General features: G+C 56.2%; 8 protein-coding genes. 5 read left to right on the top strand and 3 right to left on the bottom strand.

The window, feature by feature from the left end:
• The first annotated feature begins 155 nt into the window (after positions 1-155).
• A complete protein-coding gene (locus AMR42_RS20110; RefSeq protein WP_158234305.1) occupies positions 156-317 on the top strand; it encodes a hypothetical protein in 162 nt (53 codons plus the stop codon).
• Here AMR42_RS20110 and AMR42_RS00670 read toward each other — a convergent pair.
• Together AMR42_RS00670 and AMR42_RS00660 are read right to left on the bottom strand one after the other, a co-directional pair.
• Positions 287-718 (bottom strand): hypothetical protein, encoded by a 432-nt coding sequence (locus AMR42_RS00670; RefSeq protein WP_099531548.1) that lies wholly within the window; start codon positions 716-718, stop codon positions 287-289. The genes AMR42_RS20110 and AMR42_RS00670 overlap by 31 nt on opposite strands.
• 218 nt (positions 719-936) lie before the next feature.
• Positions 937-1206, bottom strand: coding sequence for a hypothetical protein (locus AMR42_RS00660; protein WP_099531546.1), 270 nt, complete (start codon positions 1204-1206; stop codon positions 937-939).
• Between the two features lie 239 nt (positions 1207-1445).
• Between AMR42_RS00660 and AMR42_RS00655 the strand changes: the two genes are divergently transcribed.
• From AMR42_RS00655 to phoU, 4 genes are all read left to right on the top strand, one after another.
• A complete protein-coding gene (locus tag AMR42_RS00655; RefSeq protein ID WP_099531545.1) occupies positions 1446-2231 on the top strand; it encodes a DUF305 domain-containing protein in 786 nt (261 codons plus the stop codon).
• A gap of 551 nt (positions 2232-2782) precedes the next feature.
• A complete protein-coding gene (locus AMR42_RS00650) occupies positions 2783-3532 on the top strand; it encodes a response regulator (protein WP_099531549.1) in 750 nt (249 codons plus the stop codon).
• On the top strand, positions 3513-5072 hold the full coding sequence (locus AMR42_RS21455) for a cell wall metabolism sensor histidine kinase WalK (protein ID WP_143472876.1): 1560 nt from the start codon (positions 3513-3515) through the stop codon (positions 5070-5072). The genes AMR42_RS00650 and AMR42_RS21455 overlap by 20 nt, the downstream gene beginning before the upstream one ends.
• Positions 5073-6127: 1055 nt before the next feature.
• The gene (phoU, locus tag AMR42_RS00640; protein ID WP_234406423.1) at positions 6128-6808 is read left to right on the top strand and encodes a phosphate signaling complex protein PhoU; all 681 of its coding nucleotides are present in this window, start codon (positions 6128-6130) and stop codon (positions 6806-6808) included.
• 7 nt (positions 6809-6815) lie between these two features.
• Here phoU and AMR42_RS00635 read toward each other — a convergent pair.
• Positions 6816-7317: AEC family transporter (locus AMR42_RS00635; RefSeq protein ID WP_199858041.1), on the bottom strand; the 502-nt coding region annotated here is incomplete at its 5' end.

Raw genomic sequence — 7317 nt, 5'->3', positions numbered from 1 at the left:
GACGCGATCGCCCATCGTCTGTTCAACCTTGTTGATGTTGATCGTGGCTTGATCGTTAGCAATGATGCCTTGCTGGATTTCGGGTCGATCGCCCATGCCCTACGCCGCTCCTTTTTGAATCATCAACTCAAACCTGATCGCCCGTAACCAAGCCAATGCCCTTTGGATGCGATCGCATCCTCCTGGCTTGGGGCAAATATGGGCGATCGCTCCTCACATCTGCTTTGAGTTTACTCACTTCCCCAGACACCGCCATGGTGTCGGGGGCGATCGCCCTGGCCCAGGCCTATGGAGTTGGGGCAGGCGGTTCTAGCTGATTGAGGGCCCCGCAGATATATTTTTTGACGGTTTCGCGGCTGGCGGTTACGCCGCTGGGCAGGGTAAACACCATCTCGACGGTGGTTTGGTTGTTTTCCGCTAAGGCAAATACGTCAATGGGCAGGGCGCGTTGAAAGGCGGTGGCGGGGTTTTCGGCGCGCATCACGCCGCCGGCCACATCGGTACTGAGGGTGCGAATGCCTTCGCGGGCCAAAATTACCCGCAGTTGAAAGAAGGCTCTTTCGACGGATAGGCCCTGGACTTGCACGCGGGCGAAGTAGGCGGAACCGTTGAAGAAGTCGCCTTTTTTGTCGAAGCTTTCTTCGCAGGTGGTGGCGAGGGCGGGGGCGCTGACGCTGAGGAGGGTGAGGGTGAGGAGGAGCGATCGCATGGTTTGCATGATCGGATCAAAGAACAAAACCTCAGGATTGCCGATCGGGAATGGGCATGGCCAGATCGGTGTGACACCAAGGAGCCACAGCAAGCGATCGTGGAGAGAATGATGGCGGCCCAATCGATCGGAAAGGGTCGGTTTGCCCGATCCACCGATCCACAACCTCCGCGAAAAATGCGGGTTTCAGTCGATCGCCCCAGGTTGTGGATCGGCTAACGCGCGTTCTAGCCGACCGTGATATTTGGCTCCTCGCAGAAATTCACCAACACCGTTTCGCTTTCCGACTCATCCTCAAACACAAAGCTGATGTACCACTCACAGGGCGAATCATTCGTATGCTCCGCCCAGGTGACCGTTGCCCCCTCTCCAGAAGCAATTCCCTCTTCTGGCAAATCGAACTGCGACCACTCCTCATCATCGGGCGAAACCCAAATTTCCAGGATGGCTTGGTCTGTGTTGTTGGTGACCACAAAGCTAAACAAATCGTCCGACATGGGGGGTACATCCCAAAATTGCAGAATACGGCTCCGTTCTAGACTTCAAAGCGGGTCGCTGTGGGCTTTCCTTAGCTTTTCTTCACCACGCCTCTTCACCACGCCGTTTCCTCGCCCGCAATTCAGATTCCAACTCCTATACTGAAGTTAACCCTTGGTCGATCGGGCATTTCTGACCCGATCGGTCTTGGTTTTGATGAATTTTGATCAATTCAGGAGCAAGTTAGGAGCAAGATTCAATGAAATGGACTGGTAAACAGGGCCCATGGCTCGCGGGATTGTCCCTCGCGATCGCCAGCACCGCCGCGATCGGGAGTTGGGGATTTAGCCAATGGCGGGCCCAACAACCCGCCGCAACGGCCCCAGGCTCCACCACCACCGCCCAGGCTAGCCCCGCCCTTTGTCCGCCCGGTGGGGACGCGGCCGGCGGCATGGCGCATCATATGCACTCGATGCAGGTGAGCAGCGAGTTTGAATTCATTAGTCACATGATTCCGCACCACCAGGAGGCGATCGACACGGCCAAGCTCGTGCGCGATCGCACCCAACGGCCGGAAATGCGGCAATTTACCCAGGCGATTATTGATGCCCAAAGCCGGGAAGTGAGCCAAATGAAAACATGGCTGCAAACCTGGTATCCCAACCAAACCAGCACCCAGGCCTACCAGCCCATGATGCGTCCCCTGGAACCCTTGCAAGGCGATGCGCTGGATCAGCAGTTTTTGCAAGATATGGTGATGCACCACCAAGGGGCGGTGATGATGGCCCAAAGCCTGATTCAAGGCCAATTGGTGAAACACCCGCCAGTGCAGTCAATGGCTCAGGATGTGATTCGCACCCAAAGCCAGGAGATTGGTCAGATGCAAACCTGGTTGGGGGCTTGGTTCCCGAATGGTGGCCAATGCGGGCGATCGACGGCGACGGATTCCACGGGCAACGGGTTAATGAACCACGGGAATATGAACCACGGGAATATGAACCACGGGAACATGAACCACGGCATGAACCATGGAAAACAGCTTTAGGCTCCGTGGGATTCGCCATCGGGTTTGCACCGTGGTGATTCGCCGCTATGACTAATCTGGGTCAATAGTCCAGCAGGGGCCGTGTAGGGCCGGCCGCCAGCATCCATCGGGAATGGCATGGGATCACCATCCCGATCGCCCATCGATTTTGGTTGACTACGGTTGATTCTTAAAGAAATGGCTAAGGAAAAAGCAGCCATTAGGCACAACTTCAACGAATTTTCTGAGGAAATGGCCCTGGCACTTTCTGGGACAATTTGGACAACCCAACGCCCAGGGGGCATTTTCTGAGCCGAAAAAACCGTCAGGAAATTTTTACAAATTCCACAGGAGGGCGATCGCCGGCCGGCGGGAACCTTGGTATCGTGGAGATATAAATCGTATACCGCAATACGAAATAAATCAGGAAGCTTATTTCCTAACGTTATATTTGCGCCGTTTTAGCGCTCGTTTGGCGCTGTTTTGGTGCTTTGCGGGGTTTCGCTCACGCCACCGAACTGCTCGATCGATTCATCACCGCCGAATCTGTTCCTCAAGAATTTCACCGTATGCTGGCCAGCGATCGCGCCCTGAAATTTAATCCCCTGGATGCGGGGCAACCCAGCCGCATCCTGATTGTTGAAGACGAAGAACTAATCCGCGATATGGTGGCTGCGGCCCTGCGCGACGAGGGCTATGAAGTGTTAGTGGCGGCCGATGGGGCTGCGGCCTTGAACCTGTTGAATCTCAACAATCCTGGCGACATGAACCGCCCGCCCGATTTGATTGTTCTGGATTTGATGTTGCCTCGGGTGAATGGGCTGGATCTGTGTCGGCTGTTGCGCCAGCGCCAAGATCCCGTGCCGATTTTGATGCTGAGTGCCAAGGGCAGCGAGACCGATCGGGTGTTGGGGTTGGAAGTGGGGGCCGATGACTACCTCACGAAGCCCTTCAGTATGCGGGAGTTGGTGGCTCGTTGTCGGGCCCTGCTGCGGCGCAATCGGATCGTGAGCGCGGCCCAGCCGGAAGTGCTGCGCTATCGGGATATTGAACTTTATCCCCAGGAATGCCGGGTGGTGGTGCGGACTCAGGAAGTGAACCTGTCGCCGAAGGAATTTCGATTGCTGGAATTGTTTGTGCAACATCCCCGGCGGGTTTGGTCTCGGGAACAGTTGCTGGAGCGCATTTGGGGCATTGACTTCATTGGCGACAGCAAAACCGTTGATGTGCACATCCGCTGGCTGCGGGAAAAGATTGAGCTAGATCCCAGCACGCCTGAATACATCGTCACCATTCGCGGCTTTGGCTATCGATTTGGTTAGTGTCCTAGTCGGTTTAGGACTGGGGCTAGGGGTTGGGGTGTGGCAACAGGCGCGGCTGCGTTCTCGCCTGATGCAGCTTTTTGCGCCCATTTTGGCCGATGAGGTGGCGATTCCGTTGGGGCTGGAGTCCTTGGTGCGGCGCGGGGTGGTGGCGGCGCTCGATCGGGAAGTGGCCCTGGAGTCTCAGCTCGAAATCTGGGAGAAGGCCCTGGCGGCGGCTCCGATCGCCTTTCTGTGGGTCGATCGTGATGATGGCTTGCGGTGGTGCAATGACCGGGCGCGGGAGCTGTTCGCCATCCGTCAGTGGCAACCCAACCAAGACCGCCTCTTGATTGAGGTGGTGCGCTCCTACGATTTGGATCAGTTGGTGCAACAAACCCGGCGGGGCCGGCTCACTTGCCAACGGGACTGGACGTTTTATGGAGAGCCGCGGCCGGAGCCAACGGAATCGACGGAGGGCCCGGAGTTGAGCGACCACGGGACGATCGATCCCCCTTTGCCGGGGCCGGGAACCGCCACCAAGGGGGTGGGGTTGGCCCTGCGAGGGTGGGGAATTCCGCTGCCCCATGGTCACGTGGCGATTTTTGTGGAAAATTGCCAGCAGATGGTGGATTTAGCCCGTAGTCGCAACCGGTGGATTAATGACTTGGCCCATGAGTTGCGCACGCCCCTCACGTCCATTCAGTTGGTGTTTGAAACCCTGCAAAAGCAACTGGAGCCGCCCCTGAGCCATTGGGTCGATCGAGCCATGCCAGAAGTGAAACGGCTGGTGCGCTTTGTGCAAGATTGGCTGGATTTGAGCCAAATGGAACAGAATCCGGGGCAAATTTTGCGCCTGGAGGTGTTGGACTTGGTGGAGGTGGCCCAGGCGGCTTGGCAGTCGGTGGAACCCTTGGCGGAACGAAAATCGGTGGCGCTGGTGCTCGATCGGGATGGGTTAGATCATCTCTGGCTCCAGGGCGATCGGGCCAAGCTCCATCGGCTGCTGTTGAATTTGCTGGACAATGCGATTAAGTACAGCCCGGAAGGTGGGCAAATTTGGCTGCACATTTCCCAAGATGCGCCGGCCTTGACCTTGCCCCAACCGCCCGGGGAGTTGGCGGAGGAGTTAGCGGAGGAGTTGGGTTCGGCGAGCCAGTCGGGCGATCGCGCCTCGGTGTCTGACCCGCACTGGGCCGCCGGAGCGCCCCGGCCCAACCCCCAAGCCGCCACCCCCCTCTCCGATCCAGACAACGACCCGATCGCCACCTGGGCCTATGCCGACGTGATTGATATGGGGCCTGGATTTTCGCCCACGGATTTACCTCACATTTTCGAGCGGCTCTATCGCGGCGACGCTTCCCGTACCCGCGAAACCGATGCCATGATTGCGCCCCAACTCCCCAGCACCGGCAGCGGCCTGGGGCTGGCGATCGCCCGGCAAATTGCGATCGCCCATGGGGGACAAATTACCGGCAGCAACGACCCCAAAACCGGCGGTGCAAGGCTGCGGGTAGCCCTGCCGATTCGGGCCATCCGCCAACCCCTGGATGACTTGTAGTGCTTGACGATGGGGAGCAATTTCCGAAAACACCGATAACCAGGGCGATCGAGCTGTTTGGTAGCCAACAGCACCCCAATTGGTGCAAGACTTCTGAACAATCATCCTAGGAGTAACTATCCCGGGGACTGCGGCAGATCAGCCCACTAAAATTTGGTTAAATTCCCACTAAACTTCTGAGCTGGAACCCCCACCTTAAGAAAATATAAGATATAAAGGAAAGGCAATCTTTTGACATGCATCCATTAATTTCTCATTTCCATTCCCCTTTGAACCGAGGCATTTTTATTCCAATCCTTATCTGTCAGACAATCGCAAACTCATCCAATGACAACCCAGATTAATCCTAGATTAGTCCTTCGTAAATTGTTCTTTCACGAACCTCTGATCAGACAACATCATGAGTCATGAGTCACTCCAATCAATATTCTGTTTCTATTCCTTAGCATCTTTCCGAGCGATCTAAAATCGCAATCAGTATCAAAATTGATTGAGATTTGATCAGACATTTCCTTGTTTCAGTCTCGATCGTTGCCTAGAAATTTTCCAGAAACTTCCCAAAAATTTCCCGAAAGTTGCCCAACAGCTTCTGCCTCAGCCCCTTTTGAGCAACCGAACTCACGGCGCGATCGGCCCTGTCCCCAGTGCTGTTCAAAGTTCTGATCAACATGATGGCAGTCAAGTTCAAGGGACCTCGATTAGAGTGACTTTTTCCTTCTAACCTCAAAACCAATAGCCAGCAATTCATTAAGAATTTATGATGCAATTTCTGGTTTTGAACCTTTACTTTCCTTAAATTGCGCTATCAGTGATTTACCCATTTTTCAACACCTTCTCTCATCGATCAATGCGGCTCTAAGGCTTCTTGGAGGTTGGTATTTTGATTTCCTGAAGTGAATGTTCTCAAGAGAACTTGGTTGGTGATTTCACTGCTGAGCAATGCCTAAATTCAAAAGAAAATCACCCTGAGCCAATCATCACGGTTTCTAAAGTGGGGTTGGGACGAGCTGTTGATTCATTCCGTCGTTTATGAAGGTTCCATGATTGCTGTAGACGTGAAACGATCTTTGTTTTCCACTGCTTCGGGTGCGGCCACCAAACCGACGGCGATCGAACGCAAAATCAAGCGAGTTTGCCAAGATGTGCTGCGGATGGGAGCGCTGGTTGAGGATTCGTTTCGCCTCACTCAGCAAGCCCTGTTTGCCCGCGACCTGTCCACGATCGAGCGGATTAATGCCCTCGAAGACCGCATCGATGAGTTCTATCGCCAAATTGAACTCGACTGCGTGGTCACCATGACCCTGAACGCTCCGGTGGCGGAAAATTGCCGCTGGCTGAGTGCCCTGATGCAGTTGGTGCGGGACTTGGAACGCATTGGCGATTATTCCCAGGACTTGGCGGACATTGCGGTGCGCCTGTTTCCCTATGCGCCCCATCCCCATTTGGAGGAGGTGGAAGCCATGGCTCGCCAAACCCTAACCATGTTGGGCATGAGTTTGGCGGCGTTGGTGGAGCCAGATCCCGAGGCGGGGGCCCGGCTCCAAGCGGCGGACAATGTGGTGGATGAGGCCTACGATCGCCTCTATGGTCTGTTGGCCACGCAGCGGGATGTGCCGGGGCCGATCGAGCCGGTGTTGCTGATGGTGCTGACCATTCGCCACATTGAGCGCATGGCCGACCATGCCACCAATATTGCCCAACGCGCCTCCTATATCGTGACGGGTCACCGCTCCTAGCCATCCCCTAAGCCCCAAACAGCCAAAGCCAGAGGGGCAGGGTAAAGGGCAAAACCACGGTTCCTAGGGCCACACTGGACACGGCCAAGTCCCGATCGAGGTCGTAGGCTTCGGCAATGACCAAACAGGCAAAGGCGGGGGGCATGGCCATCTGCAACACCAAAACCAAGAGGGTTGGCCCCTGCCATCCCCAACCCCGCAGGGTCAACCCCACCACCAGGGGCACGATCGCCATTTTGATGACCAACAGGGCGATCGCCGGAGCCGTGGCATTGCCCCAACGCAACTGACTGAGCCGCATTCCAATTAGCACCAAGGCCAGGGCCACCACAGTCCAAGCGATGGCCGTCAGTCCCCGATCGATCACCTGGGGCAGGGCGATCGATCGCGACCCCAAGCCCGCCAGGGCCCCCCAAACCGTCGGATTCACCAAGCCCGCCCGCACCATGCCCCAACCGTCGCTCGATTGGCCCCCCAGCCGGGCCGCCAGGGCCGAACCCACCCCATAG

The sequence above is a fragment of the Limnothrix sp. PR1529 genome, assembly GCF_002742025.1.
GTDB lineage: Bacteria > Cyanobacteriota > Cyanobacteriia > CACIAM-69d > CACIAM-69d > CACIAM-69d.
This window is presented reverse-complemented; position numbering and strand designations above follow the sequence as displayed.

Coding starts and splice junctions, on each gene's coding strand:
- AMR42_RS00660 (WP_099531546.1), bottom strand. CDS start 1,206: ATGTCGGACGATTTGTTTAGCTTTGTGGTCACCAACAACACAGACCAA.
- AMR42_RS20110 (WP_158234305.1), top strand. CDS start 156: ATGCCCTTTGGATGCGATCGCATCCTCCTGGCTTGGGGCAAATATGGG.
- AMR42_RS00655 (WP_099531545.1), top strand. CDS start 1,446: ATGAAATGGACTGGTAAACAGGGCCCATGGCTCGCGGGATTGTCCCTC.
- AMR42_RS00670 (WP_099531548.1), bottom strand. CDS start 718: ATGCAAACCATGCGATCGCTCCTCCTCACCCTCACCCTCCTCAGCGTC.